The organism is Acidobacteriota bacterium (genome assembly GCA_030774055.1).
GTDB lineage: Bacteria > Acidobacteriota > Terriglobia > Terriglobales > Acidobacteriaceae > JACPNR01.
In genome coordinates, this window is the sequence record JALYLW010000161.1 from 1 (window position 1) to 17,247 (window position 17,247).

The window sequence follows — 17,247 nt, forward strand, 5'->3', positions numbered from 1 at the left end:
CTTCCACCACGGTCACCTTCGCTCCTGCGCGACGCAGCTCGCGCGGGATCACGTCGCGCGCGACTCGAGCGCGCACAAGCAGAACGCGCTTCCCTTTTACTTTGTATCTAAGTTCGCGCACCACTGCTTCAGCCACGTAATCCTGCGGCATCACGTCGGTGGGCACTCCGTGAGCCCTCAGCGCCTCCCGGGTCGCCGGTCCGATCGCTGCGACTTTGAGTTTACGAAGTGTTTCTGGTGGTACCTTGTGCCGTTGTAGCCGCGCGAAAAGCGCATCAACGCCGTTTACGCTGGTGAGAATGAGCCAGTCGAAGCGTGTGATATCAGCGAGCGCCGCATCCAACCGCCGGTAGCTCCGTGGCGCCCGTATCTCGATGGTAGGGACCTGACTCACGACTGCGCCGCGCTTGCGCAGGAGATCGGCCAGCGCGCCCGCCTGCTTACGCGCCCGGGTGATCAAAACCCGTAGTCCAGTTAGCGGCCTTCTCGCGGACTTACGGCCAGATGCGCTCACGGCTGCTCAGGCGCTGCCACGCTCTTGCCGTAGACCTGCTCGAGGATCTTGGTAGCTCCTCGCGCCAGCAATGCCTCCCCCACACTCCGGCCGAGCCTCTCAGGATCCGTGCCGGTGCGGCTTTCCCGCAGAACGCTTCCTCCGGATGGATCGGCAACGACGGCCATCACAGCGATCTCTTCGCCTTTGACACGTGCGTAGGCGCCGATCGGCACCTGGCATCCTCCCCCCAAAGTTCGGAGCACAGCACGCTCGCAGTCAGTGGCGGAGCGATCTTCGGCGGAATCAAGGAAGGCTAGCGCATCGCGCACCTTACGGTCGCCGGTGCGGACCTCGATCGCCAGCGCCCCTTGCCCCACCGCCGGGCACATCTCGCTTGGATCGAAGTGGGCGCGAACGTGGCCTCCAAGTCCCAAACGGTTCAATCCCGCTGCCGCCAGGATGATGGCCGCATATTCGCCCGATTCAAGTTTGCGCAGCCGAGTATCCACATTGCCCCGCAAAGGGTGTAACTCCAGATCGGCGCGAAGCTGTCGCAGCTGCGCTTGCCGCCGCAGACTGCTGGTTCCCACACGAGCGCCCTTGGGCAGCGCGGCCAATGAGTCATGGTGAGCAGAGATGAACGCGTCGCGCGGATCTTCCCGTTTGGTGATGGCGGCGATCTCGAACTGTGAAGCTAACTCAGTCGGTAGGTCTTTGAGCGAGTGGACCGCCAGATCCACAGTTCCGGCGTCGAGCGCCTCTTCGATCTCTTTGGTGAACATGCCTTTCGTCCCGACCTGCGCCAGGGCGACGTTGGCGATCTTGTCGCCTGTGGTCTTGATGATCTGGATCTCGACCTCGAGTCCGCGGCTACGCAGCTCTGCGGCAACGTGGTTTGCCTGCCAAAGGGCCAGCTGCGAACCACGGGACCCGATCCGCAGGAGGGGCATCAACGGTCCTCGCCCGCTTTTTTCTCGTGGAGATTGAAGACGCGCCGGATCATGTCGATCACCGTGGTCGCCTCCGCTTCCTTGGCCACCGACTTGAGGGTAGTAATGGGCGCGTGCAGCACTTTGTTCACTATGCCACGCGTCATCGCCTCGACCGCGAGTTCTTGCTCGGGCGTAAGCTTGCCAAGCCGGCCGCGCACGCGATCGATCTCCGCTTGCCGGATAGTCTCGAGCTGCTCCTGCAACGAGACGATCGTCGGCACCACGGAGAGCGTCTGTAGTCGAGCCTGGAACTTACTGACTTCCTCCTCCACGATCTGCTCGGCGCGCGCAGCCTCATGCTCGCGACCCGCCACGTGCTCTCCCACTACGTGCTGAAGGTCATCGATGTCGTAGACGAAGATGCCGTCGAGTCTTGCCATCTCCGGGTCCACGTCCCGCGGCACGGCAATATCAATGAAGAACATGGGCCGATTCTTGCGTCGCTCGAGGAACAGCTTGCCGTGCTCTTTGCGGAAGATGGCGAAGGGCGCGCCGGTGGAGGTGATCACGATGTCGGCTTTGTCGACTGTTTCATAGAGTTGCTCAAAAAGGTATGCCTGGCCGTTGAAGCGCTTCGCAAGTTCCTCCGCGCGCTCGAACGTCCGATTCGCAACGAATATCGTCCCCGCCCCGTGAGCAATAAGGTGCCGGGCCGCCAGGTCGCTCATCTTGCCTGCGCCTATCAGATAGACGCTTCGGCCTTCGAGCGTACCGAATATCCGTTTCGCTAACTCGACTGCCACCGATGCTACCGAGACTGCCGAACTACCGACGGCGGTCTCGGAGCGCACTCGCTTCGCTACCGCGAAGGAGCGCGCTATCAGCACATCGAGCTGTGAGGTGACAGCGCCCACAGCTCGTGCTGTCGCATACGCCTCTTTCACCTGCCCGAGGATCTGCGGCTCCCCGACCACCAGCGAATCCAGCGATGCGGCGACGCGAAAGATATGTCGCACCGCGTCGGGACCCTCTCTCTCATAGAGGCAGTCACTGTAGGCGGAAACATCGGCTTGGTAATGCTCTCGCAGGAACCCACGCAGGTCGGCATGGCCATTCGTCGTGCGCGTGAGCAGTTCGACGCGGTTGCAGGTCGAGAGCACCATGGCCTCAGCAACGCCTGGATGCTTCGCCAACCGGACCGTGACTTCGGCCAAGCGCGATTCGGGGATGGCAAGCTTCTCGCGCACCTCGACCGGCGCGCTCTTGTGATTCACGCCAATGAGTTGGAAGCTCATTGCCGCACCACGAAACTGTGGACGCCGCTGATGTAGTTCGCGCCCCACGCGGCTAAGGCCGCAATGAAGGCGCAGGTGACCAGATATGCCGCTTTGCGGCCGCGCCACCCGGAGTTCCACCGGGTGTAGAGCAGCACCATGTAAACGGCCCACATCAGGACCGAGAGCAGGATCTTGGGATCGAGCAGGAAGCGCGGTCCGAACGCCGCGCTCGCCACCACGGCGCCGGCTATCAAGCCGAAGGTCATGAAGGGGAAGCCAAGCAACAGCGAGCGATAACCGATCTCGTCTAGCGTCTCGAGCGGCGGCAGCCACGAGAGCACGCCACCCTTCTTCTTCGCCTTGAGATTCCTCTCCTGCAGGATGTAAAGAAGGCTGCTGACAAAGCTAAAGAACAGGAGCGCATAGCCGGCAAAGATCAGCGCGATGTGGACGATGATCCAACTCTTGCGCAGTAGCGGACTGCTGGTGAACTGTGGTGGCTCCTGGGCGATCGCGGCCGCGAATGTAAGCAGAAAGACGACCGGGAACACGAAGATGCCTTGCGACGTCACGCGATAGCGCAGAAAGATCGCCGCGAAGAACAGCATCAGCAGGAATGCCAGTAGGGATTCGGACTGGTGGAGCGTGGCCGGCGCGAAGTGACCGGCTTGGATCGTCAGCTCGGTGAGCGAGACGAAGTGGAATGCCAGCCCGAGGCCTGCGAGAGGCATCAGGAAGCGGGCTGCGGTGTCGCTCCGGCGCGCCAGGGCACTCAGGGCATAGAGCGTCCCCACGCCGTAGAACAAGAGCGCGACACGCAACCAGAAGATCGGCATTAGCACCTAGCCCGCGATCGTGACGGCCTCATCTGCGGGAAACACCAGATTATAGGCGGTTGCCGCACCTCCCCGGTGAGTAAGTCACAAACCGGTGTGCGGCGCTCTGTTCACCACAAGCTGCTCAGGGCTCATCCGACGCCAAGCTGCTCCAGCAGGGGCTGAATGGCGGCGCCATCGATGACCAGCCGGCGGCCTTCCTGCTGCATCCTCTCGACCTCGTCGAAGCCTTGGAAGAGGCGCAGCTTTGCTGCGGCATATTGCTCTGCATCGGTCAAAGGACGGCCGTGGGCGGCCTTCCAACTTTCTATAGCGCTTCGTTTGAGATAAACGCTTACCGCGAACATGGTCTTGCGGTCGGCGGTGACGTCAAAAATGTACTCGACCGCCGGTGACGCAGGGTCTTGCGGCATCGCGTCCCGCTGGCCAACGAAGTAGTACTGATACACGCGGCCGGTCTGGGCGGTATAGGTCTTCATCCGCCGCGTGGTCATCGCGAGGCCTTTGGCAGCAGGGTCATTGGTTCCTTGCCGCCGGTGGTAGCCACACCTCGGGGCCGGATCCGGCCCGACCTGGCGACAGGATATGCGGAGTCACCATCAGCATGATCTCGCTCTCCTGCACCTCCTTGTGGCGGCTGCTGGTCAGGAACGACAAGCCGGGGATCAGCGAGAGTCCCGGCAGACCGCCTAGCGACTTGGTCTCCGCTACTGTCACGTAGCCGAGTATCATCGCGCTCTCCCCTTCCTTGAGCCGTACGCTTCCTTTGTACTCGCGGTTCGTCAACACCGGTATCCCATTCAAGCTCGTTCCGCCTAGTCCTTTGATCGAGGCCTCGAGCGCCAGCGTTACCTCGCCGGCGTCGTGCACCCTCGGCGTAGTCTTCAGCGTGATACCGAGATCTTCGAACGTAAATGACGGGAAAGGCGCTATGAAACTGCTGTTCCCGATGACCCGTGCCAGCGCCGGCGTGTTGAATACTGGCGAGAACGTCGCATTCAGGACGGGATACCGCGTTCCGATCATGAACGTTGCAGGTGCGCCATCCCCGGCGCGCAGCGTCATATGTTGAAGCGTCTTGGCCTGGGACTCATGATGGTTCAGATTCAGCGTGATCGGACTCACGCTGATGCCGCTCAAGGAGAGGCCGCCTCCGAACGTAGCAAAGGATTGCGAGAAGATTCCGCCCTGCTGGCCCTTCAGTGCCGCAAGCAGGGCTGCCACGTCGGCACTGTTCGCCTGATTGATCCCCCCGGAGGCGATCAGTTGATTGATGAGTTGCTGTAGATCCGGGCTCTGTTGCAGCGCGAGTGCCGCTGCCGGAATGTTGAAGATGCGAAACTGCAGCGGGAGGGCTACGCCGAGCTCGCGCAGCAGGTTGCGATTGATCTCGTATGCCTTGACCTCGAGCAGGATTTGCGGGCGCCGGCGTGCCGTATCCTCAATCAGCCGGCTGGCCGCGTCCAGTGAACTCTTTGGGCCGCGCACCTGGATGACGGACTGCGTCGGATGCAGAGAAATAAAACGGATATCGAACAGGTTGCGGAATATTCCGGCGACCTGGTTCAGCTCCTCGGCTGAGGTCGCGCCCGAGAGATAGTAAGTACGCATCGACATCCGTTCGAACTGGCGACGGCTCTCGCTCGTGTCGGCCGCAACCAACATCTCCCGAGGGGACAACGGTACCCAAAAAGCCTTCGAGACCCTTGCCGCGGTGGCCATCGCAGCAGCAAAGTTGGCGCCTTCCACATTGAAATGGATGGGACGGGGCGTGAAGGAAGCATCAAAGATTGCAGCCACGCCAAATTGCCGCGCAACCTCCTCGATCAGCCCACGAGTGTCGCCACGGTAATGAAAGTCGCGCATTCCCACCTGCGGTGCGAGCTCCGTCTCGCTCGATTCCTCGGCCAACCGTAGGGATCCCGAGATCCTTGGGGTGTCGTCACCGAGGGCGTCCCGCAGTCGCTGTTGAGCGAAATCATTGGTGGGATCGAGTTCCACTGCACTGCGAAACTCGGCCAGCGCTTCGACCTGCCGTTTCTCCGCCAGAAAGAAGTTGCCGCGTTCGAGATGTTTCATCACCATCCGCTGGCGGACGATCTCGCGAGCGCTGATGTATTCCGGATGGGACGGGACCAGCTGCTGGGCCAGACCGAAGGACGTAAATGCCCTGTCGAGCTTATCTTGCCCTTCTAACTTCAACCCTTGCGTGAAGGCGTGTTGGGCATCGCGGATGTCGCTGGCGGAGGGTGTACATCCGGAAACCGCCGCAAACTCCCCGGTGGCACAGACCGGGGAGGCGGGGTCTCCGGCCCAAGCCAAGCCCGCCAGCAGCAGCACCGCGATGAGGGCGCGCACAGACATGACCCGCCATTGTACTCGGCTAGCCGCCGGGTCTGTCAGTCGCCGGCGAGCAAGTCAGCGCAGCATGAAAAGCACGCGTCGGGATGGTGCTTGGCCAGCCGGCATTGTGGCTGACCTCCTCGCACATATGCTCGATAAGTTGAGGGATCCCACTCTCGAAGCGCTCCGCCGGCACTCCCTCTCGCTCGAGGACCGCGCGCACGATGCCCAAGTCGGTATTGCCGTGCACCGGCACTCCGTCGATATGCGAAGCCACACCGAACACCGACGCGATCACATTGTGGAATGCGTGATAGTGAACGCCATCGCGGCTGTTCAGCAGCGTTCCATCGGTGTCGAAGAGGTAAGCGTCGCCATCGAGCCAGCCTCGGCCCTTCGAGCTAGGACTCACTTCTTTTCGGATGCGCGCGCCGCGCCTTCCGCCTGATCCTTCAGGATAAGGTGCTCGATCGAACGTGCTTCGCCGGTGTGCTCGTCAGCGTCCACCACAACGGCGCACAGCCAGGGGTCGCCGCTTGCTGGCGAGAACTTCCCCGGCATGTTGGTGAGGAACCGTTGCAGCACCTGTTCCTTCTCTACGCCGATCACGCTGTCATACGGTCCGGTCATGCCAACGTCTGTGCAAAACGCCGTCCCCCCGGGCAGCACGCGTTGGTCGGCCGTGGGCACGTGGGTATGGGTCCCCACAACCGCCGTCACCCGCCCATCGAGGTACCAGCCCATCGCCATCTTCTCGGAAGTGACTTCAGCATGCATGTCCACAAACACCACCTTGGCCTTCACCCGTTTTAACAATTCGTCGACTGCACGGAAAGGGTCGTCATTGTCCACCATAAAAACGCGGCCCTGCACGTTGATCACTGCGTACGCCATACCTGATTTCGTCTTGCCTTCGTAAAGACCGTGACCAGGACTGGTCGCGGGGTAATTTGCCGGACGCAGCAACCGGCCCGCGTGCGCGGCCCCATTGCTACCCGCGAGGTAGTCGTAGATCTCTTTCTTGTCCCAGACGTGGTTGCCGGTGGTGATCACGTCCACTCCGGAGGCAAAGAAGTCTTCTGCGATCTGCGGCGTGATGCCGAAACCGGCCGCGGCATTCTCGCCGTTCACGATGGTGAGGTCCACGCGGTGCTCGCGCACAAGCTCCGGCAAGCGCTTATAGAGGATGTCGCGCCCAGCGCGGCCAAACACGTCGCCAACGAAAAGGATGCGCACGCTTCGATACTAGCAGAGCCGCTAGCGCAGCTCCGCCCGCCGCAGGAACTCGTAATTCCCCGAAGGGTTCACCTGCACGTTGGTCACCCGCGCCGTATGCACCGCGACGTTATCCAGGTACCAGAGATTGATGTACGGTAAGTCGTCGGCCAGTATCTTCTGCAGTTCGGCGTAGATGGCCTTGCGCTTCTCCTGGTCGAGCTCGCGTCGGCCGGCATCGATCAACGCATCCGCACGCGAATTCACGTAGTAGCCGCGATTCGCGCGCTTGGGCGGCGTGCTGGTCGAGTAGAAGACGTACTCGAAGATGTCGGGATCCTCGTTCCCACCGATCCAACGCAGCGAGAAGAGCTGGAAGGAGCCTTTCTGTACGTCGGAATAGAAGGTTGCGAACTCGAAAGTACGGATGTCGAGCGCGATCCCCACTTCACGCAACTGCTGTTGCAGCACCGCCGCCATCAGGCGCGTGGATTCCTCCGTCGATGTCTTCATCGTCAGGTGAAAGCGCACGCTCTTCACCCGCTTGTAGCCTGCCTCATCAAGCAACGCGCGCGCCTTTGCTGGGTCGTAGTCGTAGCGCGTCACGTCGCCGTCGTAGGCCCAATGCTGTGGCGGCAGCACGCTGTTCGCCGGACGCGCCAGGCCGCGCCATAGGTATTCGATCATCGGACGCCGATCGATGGCATAAGCCAGAGCGCGACGTACCCGGACGTCTCGCAATACTGGATCGCGAAGGTTGAACGCCAGATATGCGAGCGTGGTGCCAGCCGTCTGTTCGACCGTGAGTTTCTTCTGGCGCTCGATCGTAGCCACGGTATCGGCCGTGAGTGAGTTGATAGCAATGTCCGCACTGCCTTTATCGAGCTCCAGGGCGCGGGTAGTGGAATCTGGGATCACGGTGAAACGCAGGCGTGGAATCTTCGGCTTGGCGCCCCAGTAGTCATCGTTGCGTGCGAGCACGACTTCCTCGTCCAGTTCGGCACTCACGAACTTGAACGGACCCGAGCCGACTAGCGATTGATTGAAGTCCTTGCCGCTGCCATAAGGCACGATGCCCATCGCGCCGTTTGAGACATTCCACAGCAGCGGCGCGTACGGCTCCTTGAGATGGAAGACCACTGTGGCGTCGTCCGTCGCCTCGACCGAATCGACTAGCCGATAGGCTCCGGCTCGCGCGCTGATCACCGTGCCTTTCAGCAGCGAGTCGAAGGTCCACTTCACGTCCCGCGACGTAAGCGGCCGACCGTCGTGAAAGCGCACCCCGCCACGCAGATGGAAGATGTACGTTCTTGGGTCAGGGATCTCCCACCGCTCCGCCAGGGCCGGTCGGAGGTTGAAGTGCTCGTCGCGTTGCACCAGCGAATCGAAGATCAGGGAGCCAATGCGCTCCGAGGCAGCGTCGGTGCCGATGCGCGGATCCAGGTTCGCTGGACTCGCCTCGATGATCATTACCAGGGTCTGCCGCTCAGGTTTGGCGGTGCAAGCAAGCAGCGGCAAAAGCAGCAATAGCGGCAGCAGCCTACGCATACGAGATCTTCCCCAAGATAGCGGGACGCTTGGCTCCCGTCGCGGACTGCATGTTCGATGGTTCGCGATGCCAGGTCTGATATGCCAAGACTGCAAAGGCGACCGCCTCTTTCGCATCTGAGGGAAGGCCGAGCTCGTCGATGGTCCGCAGGGTGACTCCGATCGGAGTGAGCTGATCGCCCAGCATTCGTATCAGCGTGCGGTTCTTCGTCCCACCGCCTGAGGCGATCATCTCCACTGGGCCAGGTCCAAAACGTGACAACGCGAACCGGCGCACACTCTCGGCGATGGACACCGCCGTCAACGCTGTGGCGGTCGCAATCATGTCTTCCTTGCGCGCGCGACCGCAATGCCGCAGGAAGACGCGAACGAATCCCCGGCCAAACTCCTCCCTGCCCGCGGTTTTCGGGGGCCGCATTCGGAAGTAGGGATCGTGAAGCGCCTCTGTCAGTGCCCTCGGCAGGGGCTTTCCGGTCGCTGCGAGCTCGCCATTTCGGTCGAACTGCTGGCCAAAAAGGTGCTGCATGCAAGCGTCGATGACCATGTTTCCCGGACCAGTATCGAAGGCGACGATTTGTTGCGGCTTCGCGTCCGCAGGGATGACAGTAAGGTTCGCGATCCCACCGATATTCTGCGCAATGCGGTTCCGCTTGCGATGACGGTAGAGGAGGTAGTCGAGAAATGGGACCAGCGGTGCTCCCTTGCCACCCGCGGCCATGTCGGCCGGGCGAAAGTCCGAGACGACCGGCGCACCTGTCCGGACGGCTATGATGGCGCCCTCTCCGGTCTGCCAGGTGCAGGCGATTGGGCCACCGAGGTACGGCGCCGACACGCCTTGGTGATAGATCGTCTGCCCGTGGCAGCCGACAAGATCCACCTTTACCCCTACCTTGTGCCGCGCCTCGATCACGGCTTCGGCATAGAGCTCGCCGAGGGTGAAGTTCAACCGTGCCAAGTCGGCCACGTTCGCCATCGAAGCGTTCATCGCCGCGAGCACGACCGCCCGCACCGCGGGCGGATACTCCACGTGGGTGTGCCCTAAGAGCTTCACCCGCGTCGCCAGTCCATGCCCAAGCAAACGAACGATGGCGACGTCGATGCCGTCGGCGGAAGTTCCGCTCATCACCCCGGCCACTATCATCAGAATGCCAGCCGCCGATGCAGCGCGTCCTCGAACTTCTTCACTCCGGTGCGCAGTCGTTCCACCGTCCTCATTGTTGGCGCCGGCGACTGCCTTAGCCAGGCTGCCACCCTTTTCTTATACGCGAACACGCGGCGCGCGCGTCCCTCGATGAGGAGCGCGAACTTGCGGTCGCGCTCGGCCTCCCTTACGACTGCCTCGTAGGTACCCGTGACGTGCGCCTCATCGTGGCAGACAAGATAGAGGTCGGCGCCGGCACGCAACGTCTGAACGGCTGCGTCCTCAATCGATGCAGCAGCCAGTACACCACCCATCTCGAGGTCGTCGGAGATCGCCAAGCCGCGGTAGCCGATCTTTTCTCGCAGGACTTCTCCCATCCACTTCGGGGAGAGTGAGGCAGGCGCCCGGTCACCGCCAACCTCCGGATAAGCCGCGTGCCCAACCATCACGAACGGAAGCTGTGCCCGCAGCGCCCGATACGGCGCGAGGTCCCCCTTCCATAGCTCCTTCCACGGCTTCGCGACTGACGGTAATTCATGATGGGTATCCAGAGTTGCTTCGCCCAGCCCCGGAAAGTGCTTGCCGCAACCGAGGACGCGCGCGTCCCTAAGACCGCGCAGGAAGTCGCCAGCATAGATCGCTACTTTCTTTGGATCCGCGGAGACTGCACGCGATCCAAGCACGGCACGGGACGCCTCGAATGCCAGATCCAGCACCGGCGCGAAGTCTGTATTGAAGCCCAAGGCCCGACACTCTTCGCCGATTATCCGCCCATGAGCGCGAAACATTCCTCGGTCGGCGCTCGCAAACACGTCGTCGGCGGCGGGCACGGGACAGACAACGCTCTTCAATCGATCGACCGTGCCGCCCTCCATGTCCACGCAAAGGAACGCGGGACTCCCGATGTCCTGGCGGCAGCTGCGCAGCAGCTGGTGCGTCTGCCGCGCGGTTTCCAGGTTGCGTGCGAACAGGATCACGCCGCCAGGTCTTGTCTCCGCCAGGATCCTGCGGAGGGAGGGTCCGACTGAACTGCCGTCAAATCCCATGATGAGCAACTGTCCAGCGGCACGACGGATGTCAGGCATCAGCTCAGTCGACCTGTTTCTTGAGTTCGTTGAGTAGGTTGAGGGCCTCGAGCGGCGTGAGGCGTTCGATGTCGGTCTCTCTCAGCGCGTCCACGATCTTCTGCGATAGCGGCGTAAAGATCGTCAGCTGCGCTGCGCCGGAACTCGCTGTCGGACTTCCATGGGTAAGTTCCTCGGACACGCGCTGCTCGGCGCTCTCGTGCCGCAGGAGCACTTCACGCGCACGACTGATCACCTCCGGCGGCAGCCCAGCCAATTTCGCCACCTCGATGCCGTAGCTGCGGTCCGCTGCGCCTGGCTCGACTTTGCGCAGGAACACAATGCCGCCGGCGGACTCCTTGACTGAGACGTGATAGTTCTTCACTCCCGGCAGGTCAGCGGCAAGTTCGGTCAGTTCGTGATAGTGCGTCGCGAACAGCGCCTTCGCTCGGGTTCGCGCATGCAGGTATTCAATCGCCGCCCAGGCTAATGCCAGGCCATCATAGGTGGCAGTGCCGCGTCCCATCTCGTCGAGTAGGAGGAGCGACTTCGGCGTTGCGGTGTTGAGGATCGCTGCCGTCTCCGTCATCTCGACCATGAACGTGGAGCGCCCGCGTGCAAGATTGTCACTCGCGCCGATGCGGGTGAACACACGATCGACGGCCGTCAACCGCACCGCACGCGCCGGCACAAAGCTGCCCATCTGCGCCATGATCACGATCAGCGCCGCTTGCCGCAGATACGTCGACTTCCCGCCCATGTTGGGCCCGGTCAATACCACGATCGTCTGTGCGCCGCTGTTGAGGTAAAGATCGTTAGGGACGAAGCGATCGGCAATCTGCATCAGTTCTTGTCGCTCGACCACTGGATGGCGACCTTCGATGATCTCCAGGTCGCCAGAGTCATCGAGCTTGGGCCGGCAGTAATCACGGGTGGCGGCAAGATGCGCAAAGCAGGCGAGCACGTCGATTTCCGCCAGCGCCAACGCGGTCTGCCGAATGCGCTTAGCCTCCGCCGCGATCGCGGCACGCAGTTCAGTGAAGAGGCGCCGCTCGATCTCGACGATCTTCTCCTGTGCCTCGAGGATCTTCGTCTCGTATTGCTTCAGCTCGGGCGTGGTGAAACGTTCGGCGTTGACAAGAGTCTGCTTGCGCTCGTAGTCCGTCGGTGCGAGGTGCAGGTTTGCTTTCGATATCTCAATGTAGTAGCCGAAGACACTGTTGAATTTGATCTTCAGGGATCCTATCCCCGTGCGTTTTCGCTCGCGCTCCTCGATCCGTGCCAAGTACTGCTTGCTGTTGCGGCTGATGTCGCGCAGCTCGTCGAGCTCGCGGTCCATGCCGCTTCTGATAACCCCGCCGTCAGCAAAACTGAGCGGGGGCTCATCTACCAGCGCCTTCTCGATGAGCTCGCGAATGTCCCCGAGCTCATCGAGCAAGCGGTGGAGCTCGCCTAGACGCTTTGCCTTGAAGCGGGCGACGCACGCTCTTACACCAGGGATCTTCGCTGCTGAGACCGCGAATGCCAGTAGGTCGCGCGGATTCGCCGTCTCTAGTGTCACGCGGCTGAGTAATCGTTCCAGGTCTAGGATGCCGTCGAGCGAACGCCGCAGCTCTTCACGGCCCATCACTTCGGCAGTCACCGCCTCGACCACGTCAAGGCGACCGTCGATCTCCGCCCGATCGAGAGAGGGACGAAGCAGCCACGCCCTTAGGAGGCGCTTTCCCATTGGGGTAGCCGTTTCATCGAGCGCGCGATAGAGCGTGACCTCGCTACCGGAGCTGGCGAACAGCGGCTCAATCAGTTCCAGATTGCGCACCGTGACGGCATCGAGTACGAGACAGTTCTGCCGCTCGTAGTAGCCAATGCGGTCAACGTGCGCAAGCGAGCCCCGTTGTGTGGAGCGAACGTAATGCAGGATGGCCCCGGCCGACGCGGCGGCTGCCGGCCGTCCGGCAAGACCAAAGCCCTCTAGGGAAAGCACCCCAAAGTGGTTCTCGACCTGCGGAATGGCGTAATCAGGGGCGAAGATCCAGTCGTCTAGAGGAGTCTCGGTGAATCCGGTGCTGCCGTCGCGCCGCTCTTGCCGATCGAACAGCGGCATCGATGAGCCAAACAATACCTCGCGAGGTCTCAGTTGTTGCAGTTCGTCGAGCACACGCCGCTGGGCGTCCTCTCCCCGGAACTCGGTCGCTCGGAATTCTCCGGTCGAGAGGTCAAGTGCCGCGAACCCGAAGCCGTCGGCTACGCTCGCGTACGCGGCCAGAAAGTTGTTTTCCTCCGATGCCAAACCGGAATCTACCGCGGTCCCCGGCGTAAGCACGCGAGTCACCTCGCGGCGCACCAGCGTCTTGGATTTTTTGGGGTCTTCCATCTGTTCGCAGATAGCGACCTTGAAGCCCTTCCGCAGCAACTTCGAGAGATAACCCTCGGCCGAGTGATAGGGCACGCCGCACATCGGGACGGCCTGCCCCTTTTCTTTATTCCGCGACGTGAGCGTGATCTGCAATTCGCGAGCGGCGACGACAGCGTCGTCGAAAAACAACTCGTAGAAATCGCCCAGGCGAAAGAACAGCAACGCTGTCGGGTGTTCCTTCTTGATGGCGGCGTACTGCCGCATCAATGGCGTGGAGGATTCGGTCATGCGCGCGATTGCCCCTTGCGTGCTGCGGATTATAGTAATTGGGCGCACAGCCTCTTGCTGTGGATTTCGACGGGTTTGACGCGGGCCGCGCAAGGTGGTTTCCTAGGACGGCGTTTTTACTCTCGCACATGGAACTACGCAAAGATCCCATCACGCGTTCTTGGGTCATCACCGGCGACGAGCCGCTTGAACGTTCGCGGCCCGAAGGTTGTCCTTACTGCCCCGGCGAGCCGAATGCCCAACAGGTCATCGCCTCGGCCGGTTCCGCAGAGGGATTCCCGTGGGGGTCACGGGCGGTAGTGCATCCGCAACCGGTATATCGCATCGAAGGCGACCCCGCCCGCCGCGGCGATGGGCTCTATGACCGCATGCGGGCCGTCGGCGCACACGAGGTGCTCGTCGAGAATCCGCGCCATGACCGTCAGATATGGGACGCGCCCGAAGCTGAGGTCGAGAACTTTCTCTCGCTGGCGGCGCAACGCATCCAGGATCTCAAGAAGGACCGCCGCTTCAAGTACATCACTGTCTTCAAGAATCACGGTGCGGTTGCCGGTCAGGAATACGAGCATCCCACCTCGCAGCTGACTGCGACCACCTTTGTTCCTCGCCGGGTGCTCTACGAGCTACGTTCGGGCCGCGAGTATCACGCGCAGAAAGAGCGCTGCGTTTTCTGTGACATCTTGGCGCAAGAGGAGCGGCAAGCAGTCCGACTGGTGGAATCCGTCGGCGACTACGTGGCTTCGTGCCCGTATGCGCCGCGCGTTCCTTACGAGATCTGGCTCATGCCGCGCTCGCATCAAGCTGCCTTTGAGCAAGGCGTGCTGACGCGCCACCACAACCTGCGTGACCTCGCTTCGCTGCTGAAAAGGACGCTGCGGCGCATCCGTACTGTGACGGAGGATTTCCACCTCGTGCTGCACACCACCCCTAACACCCTGCATAAATCCGACGTGCTGGAATATTGGCGGACCATCGATGAGGACTACCACTGGCACATCGAGATCCTGCCTATCCTGGCGCGCAAGGCAAAGTCCTACAGTTTCAAAGAGGTTTACTTCACCCCGGTAACGAGTGAGACAGCGGCGGCACGGCTGCGCGAGGCCGGCATCGGCTGATCACTTGCCGCTTTCGTGCGCCATCTTGATCTCGAACTCCACCATCGCTTTCAACTCCTCATAAGGTAGCGCGCTGATCGAGGAGATCCGGCGTCCGTTGATGAACACCGTCGGCGTGGCGTCTACTTTCAGCTCTCGACCCAGATCGAACGAACGCTTCACCGCCTGGGCTGTTGCGGGTAATGCGGCGCAAGCCGCCGTCGCCTTCCCATCCGCTCCCGCGGTGGTCGCCAATTCCGTCAGCTTAGTGTCGGCAGTCGACCCAGTGATGGTGCTTTGCGCGTCGAAGACGGCCTCGGCAAACCTCCAGAAAGCATCATCGCTCTTCTGCCCAACGCAGACCGCATACTGAGCCGCCTTCTGTGCCCAGTCATGCATCGGCAGCGGGAAATGCTGGAAGATGATCTTGGCTTGCGGCTCTTCCTTCCCTAGTTGCTGCAAAGTGGGAAACGCCACCTTACAGTGCGGACATTGAAGATCGCTGAACTCGACGATGAGCACAGCCGGCTTTGCTGCCCCTTCCGCGGCGCCATTCGCCTTCTGCTCGAGCGTGCGGCGCTCGTCAATGAAAGGGTCCGCTCCGAAAGGGACAGCATCGCCGAAGATGGCGTGCTCACCGTCTGCGGTAACGTAGAAGCGCATGCGCTGCGGCTGATCGCCAGCGCTATAGGTCATCATCACCGCAGCTAGGCCGGGCGCTTCCGATGCCTGGATCGAATCGATCTTCCAGCTGAACGATGGGTTATAGCCGAAGTAGTGCCTGATGAAAGAGTCCACGGTTTCTCTCGCGGGCAGCGCCGCCGGAGCCGCGGTGCCGGACTTCACGGTGGTGGCGGTCCCCTTGGATGCAGGTTTTCTCTGTGCCGCACCTGGTTGAGAAAAACCCAAGGCGCTCAAAGCGATCAAGACGATGAAACTCTTCAAAGGATCTCCTCAGAAGCCATCTAGGCTACCTGGCTAACAGTCAGCCGTCGAATTTCTGGGCAATGGGGAAACGCCGACCGGTGCCAAATGCCTTTTCCGTGATCTTCAAGCCCGGCGCTGCCTGTTGTCGCTTGTATTCCGATCGCTCGATCATTACGATGATGGTCTTCACCAGAACGAGATCAAACTTCCGTGCCTTCGCGATCTCTTCCGCGGACTTGTAATCCTCGACGTAGTCTTCGAGGATCGCATCCAGGGTGTCGTATGTCGGCAAGGTGTCCGTGTCTTTCTGGCCGGGACGCAGTTCGGCGGATGGCGGCTTCTCAATGGTCGCCTTCGGGATGCGCTCTCGTTCCCGATTCACCCAATTCGACAAGCGGTAGACCATCGTCTTCGGCACATCGGAAATGACGGCAAGCCCGCCTACCATGTCGCCATAAAGCGTGCAGTATCCGACCGCGAGCTCCGATTTGTTCCCCGTGCTGAGCACGAGCGCGCCTCGCTTGTTCGAAAGCGCCATCAAGGTGGCGCCGCGGACGCGGGATTGGATATTCTCTTCCGTCACGTCTTCCTTACATCCCTGGAAAGCAGGTTTGAGTGCCGCAAGATACGCTTCATAGATCTCTTCGATCGGGATGACCTCAAACCCGATGCCCAGGTTGCGAGCCAGGGAACGAGCGTCCTCGATGCTTCCCGAGGACGAAAACCTCGTCGGCATCCCTATCCCCATAACGTGCTCCGGGCCGAGTGCATCCGCGGCGATGCATGCCACCAGTGCCGAATCGATGCCCCCACTCAACCCGACCAACACCTGCCTGAACCCGCATTTCCGTACATAGTCCCGCGTTCCCATCACCAGCGCGGCATAGGCGCTGGCCTCTCGGCCAGTCACCTGCGCATGCACTTCACCGGTCAACACATCCGGATCGAAGTACACCAGGTCCTCTTCGAACGACTTCGCCTGTGCCACGATGCTTCCATCGGGCGCTATAACGACCGAAGATCCATCGAACACCAGGCTGTCATTGCCTCCAACCTGGTTCACGAGTGCGACCGGCGTGTGATATTCCGTGGCGATCGCCCTGAGCATGCGACAGCGGGTCTCGCGCTTTCCCGTGTGCCAGGGAGAAGCGGAGATATTGAGCACGAAGTTCCCGCCTGCCTTCACCAGTTGCTCGACGGGGTCGACACGGTACAGCCGGTGCGGCCAGAAATGCTTGTCATTCCACGCGTCTTCGCAAACGGTAAGCGCCATCTGCTTGCCGCAGAATGGCAACAGCTCTTGCTTTTCGGCAGGTGCAAAATGTCTCAACTCATCGAAGACGTCATAGGTAGGAAGTAACATCTTTGACTGGACGAAGTCGACCTTTCCGTCGCGCAACAATAAGGCCGAGTTCATCACTCGTTTGCCGGCCTCCTGGCGCGCGGGCGTGACCGCTCCACAGATCACGGCGATTCCGCGGGTTGCGGCTGCGATCTTCGCGGCACTCTCACCATTTCTTTGTAGGAAGGCTGGCTTTTCTAGCAGATCGCGGGGTGGGTAGCCACAGATAGAGAGTTCTGGAAAGAGAATCAATCCCGCGCCGTCAGCAGCGGCGCGCCGAGAGTATTCGATGATCTTCTCCGCATTGCCGCGAAAATCACCGACCGTTGTGTTGATCTGCCCAAGCGCGATCTTCACGCTATCAGTGTAACGGGGGCGAAAGGCTTCG

15 protein-coding genes are annotated in these 17,247 nt (G+C 61.3%); 1 reads left to right on the plus strand and 14 read right to left on the minus strand.

Going from position 1 to position 17,247, the window contains the following annotated elements; all coding sequences use genetic code 11:
- From M3P27_13180 to mutS, 12 genes are all read right to left on the minus strand, one after another.
- Nucleotides 1-460 (minus strand): uroporphyrinogen-III synthase (locus tag M3P27_13180; protein ID MDP9269258.1); only part of this gene is annotated, 460 nt, incomplete at its 3' end.
- A gap of 50 nt (nucleotides 461-510) precedes the next feature.
- A complete protein-coding gene (gene hemC, locus M3P27_13185; protein ID MDP9269259.1) occupies nucleotides 511-1,446 on the minus strand; it encodes a hydroxymethylbilane synthase in 936 nt (311 codons plus the stop codon).
- Nucleotides 1,446-2,723 (minus strand): glutamyl-tRNA reductase, encoded by a 1,278-nt coding sequence (gene hemA / locus M3P27_13190; GenBank protein ID MDP9269260.1) that lies wholly within the window; start codon nucleotides 2,721-2,723, stop codon nucleotides 1,446-1,448. The genes hemC and hemA overlap by 1 nt, the downstream gene beginning before the upstream one ends.
- Nucleotides 2,720-3,541 (minus strand): cytochrome c biogenesis protein, encoded by an 822-nt coding sequence (locus M3P27_13195; protein MDP9269261.1) that lies wholly within the window; start codon nucleotides 3,539-3,541, stop codon nucleotides 2,720-2,722. The genes hemA and M3P27_13195 overlap by 4 nt, the downstream gene beginning before the upstream one ends.
- A gap of 131 nt (nucleotides 3,542-3,672) precedes the next feature.
- On the minus strand, nucleotides 3,673-4,035 hold the full coding sequence (locus M3P27_13200; GenBank protein ID MDP9269262.1) for a hypothetical protein: 363 nt from the start codon (nucleotides 4,033-4,035) through the stop codon (nucleotides 3,673-3,675).
- Between the two features lie 22 nt (nucleotides 4,036-4,057).
- Nucleotides 4,058-5,905, minus strand: a complete 1,848-nt coding sequence (locus tag M3P27_13205; protein ID MDP9269263.1) for a type II and III secretion system protein — start codon at nucleotides 5,903-5,905, stop codon at nucleotides 4,058-4,060.
- A 19-nt stretch (nucleotides 5,906-5,924) separates the two neighbouring features.
- Nucleotides 5,925-6,296: a hypothetical protein gene (locus M3P27_13210; GenBank protein ID MDP9269264.1), complete on the minus strand. Its 372-nt coding sequence runs from the start codon at nucleotides 6,294-6,296 to the stop codon at nucleotides 5,925-5,927.
- Nucleotides 6,293-7,120 (minus strand): TIGR00282 family metallophosphoesterase, encoded by an 828-nt coding sequence (locus tag M3P27_13215; protein MDP9269265.1) that lies wholly within the window; start codon nucleotides 7,118-7,120, stop codon nucleotides 6,293-6,295. Before M3P27_13215 ends, M3P27_13210 begins: the two co-directional genes overlap by 4 nt.
- A 21-nt stretch (nucleotides 7,121-7,141) precedes the next feature.
- Complete coding sequence (locus M3P27_13220; protein MDP9269266.1) at nucleotides 7,142-8,647, minus strand: ABC transporter substrate-binding protein; 1,506 nt, start codon at nucleotides 8,645-8,647, stop codon at nucleotides 7,142-7,144.
- Nucleotides 8,640-9,788: an anhydro-N-acetylmuramic acid kinase gene (locus M3P27_13225; protein ID MDP9269267.1), complete on the minus strand. Its 1,149-nt coding sequence runs from the start codon at nucleotides 9,786-9,788 to the stop codon at nucleotides 8,640-8,642. The genes M3P27_13220 and M3P27_13225 overlap by 8 nt, the downstream gene beginning before the upstream one ends.
- Nucleotides 9,788-10,834: a beta-N-acetylhexosaminidase gene (gene nagZ / locus M3P27_13230; protein ID MDP9269268.1), complete on the minus strand. Its 1,047-nt coding sequence runs from the start codon at nucleotides 10,832-10,834 to the stop codon at nucleotides 9,788-9,790. The genes M3P27_13225 and nagZ overlap by 1 nt, the downstream gene beginning before the upstream one ends.
- Nucleotides 10,835-10,877: 43 nt before the next feature.
- Nucleotides 10,878-13,496, minus strand: a complete 2,619-nt coding sequence (mutS, locus tag M3P27_13235) for a DNA mismatch repair protein MutS (protein ID MDP9269269.1) — start codon at nucleotides 13,494-13,496, stop codon at nucleotides 10,878-10,880.
- A gap of 128 nt (nucleotides 13,497-13,624) precedes the next feature.
- Here mutS and M3P27_13240 point away from each other — a divergent pair, with 128 nt between their 5' ends.
- Nucleotides 13,625-14,611 carry a hypothetical protein gene (locus M3P27_13240; GenBank protein MDP9269270.1) on the plus strand — a complete coding sequence of 329 codons (987 nt, stop codon included), beginning with the start codon at nucleotides 13,625-13,627 and terminating at the stop codon, nucleotides 14,609-14,611.
- Here the strand turns inward: M3P27_13240 and M3P27_13245 are convergent, their stop codons facing one another.
- A complete protein-coding gene (locus tag M3P27_13245; protein MDP9269271.1) occupies nucleotides 14,612-15,436 on the minus strand; it encodes a thioredoxin domain-containing protein in 825 nt (274 codons plus the stop codon).
- Between the two features lie 139 nt (nucleotides 15,437-15,575).
- On the minus strand, nucleotides 15,576-17,216 hold the full coding sequence (locus M3P27_13250; protein ID MDP9269272.1) for an NAD+ synthase: 1,641 nt from the start codon (nucleotides 17,214-17,216) through the stop codon (nucleotides 15,576-15,578).
- Between the last annotated feature and the right edge of the window lie 31 nt (nucleotides 17,217-17,247).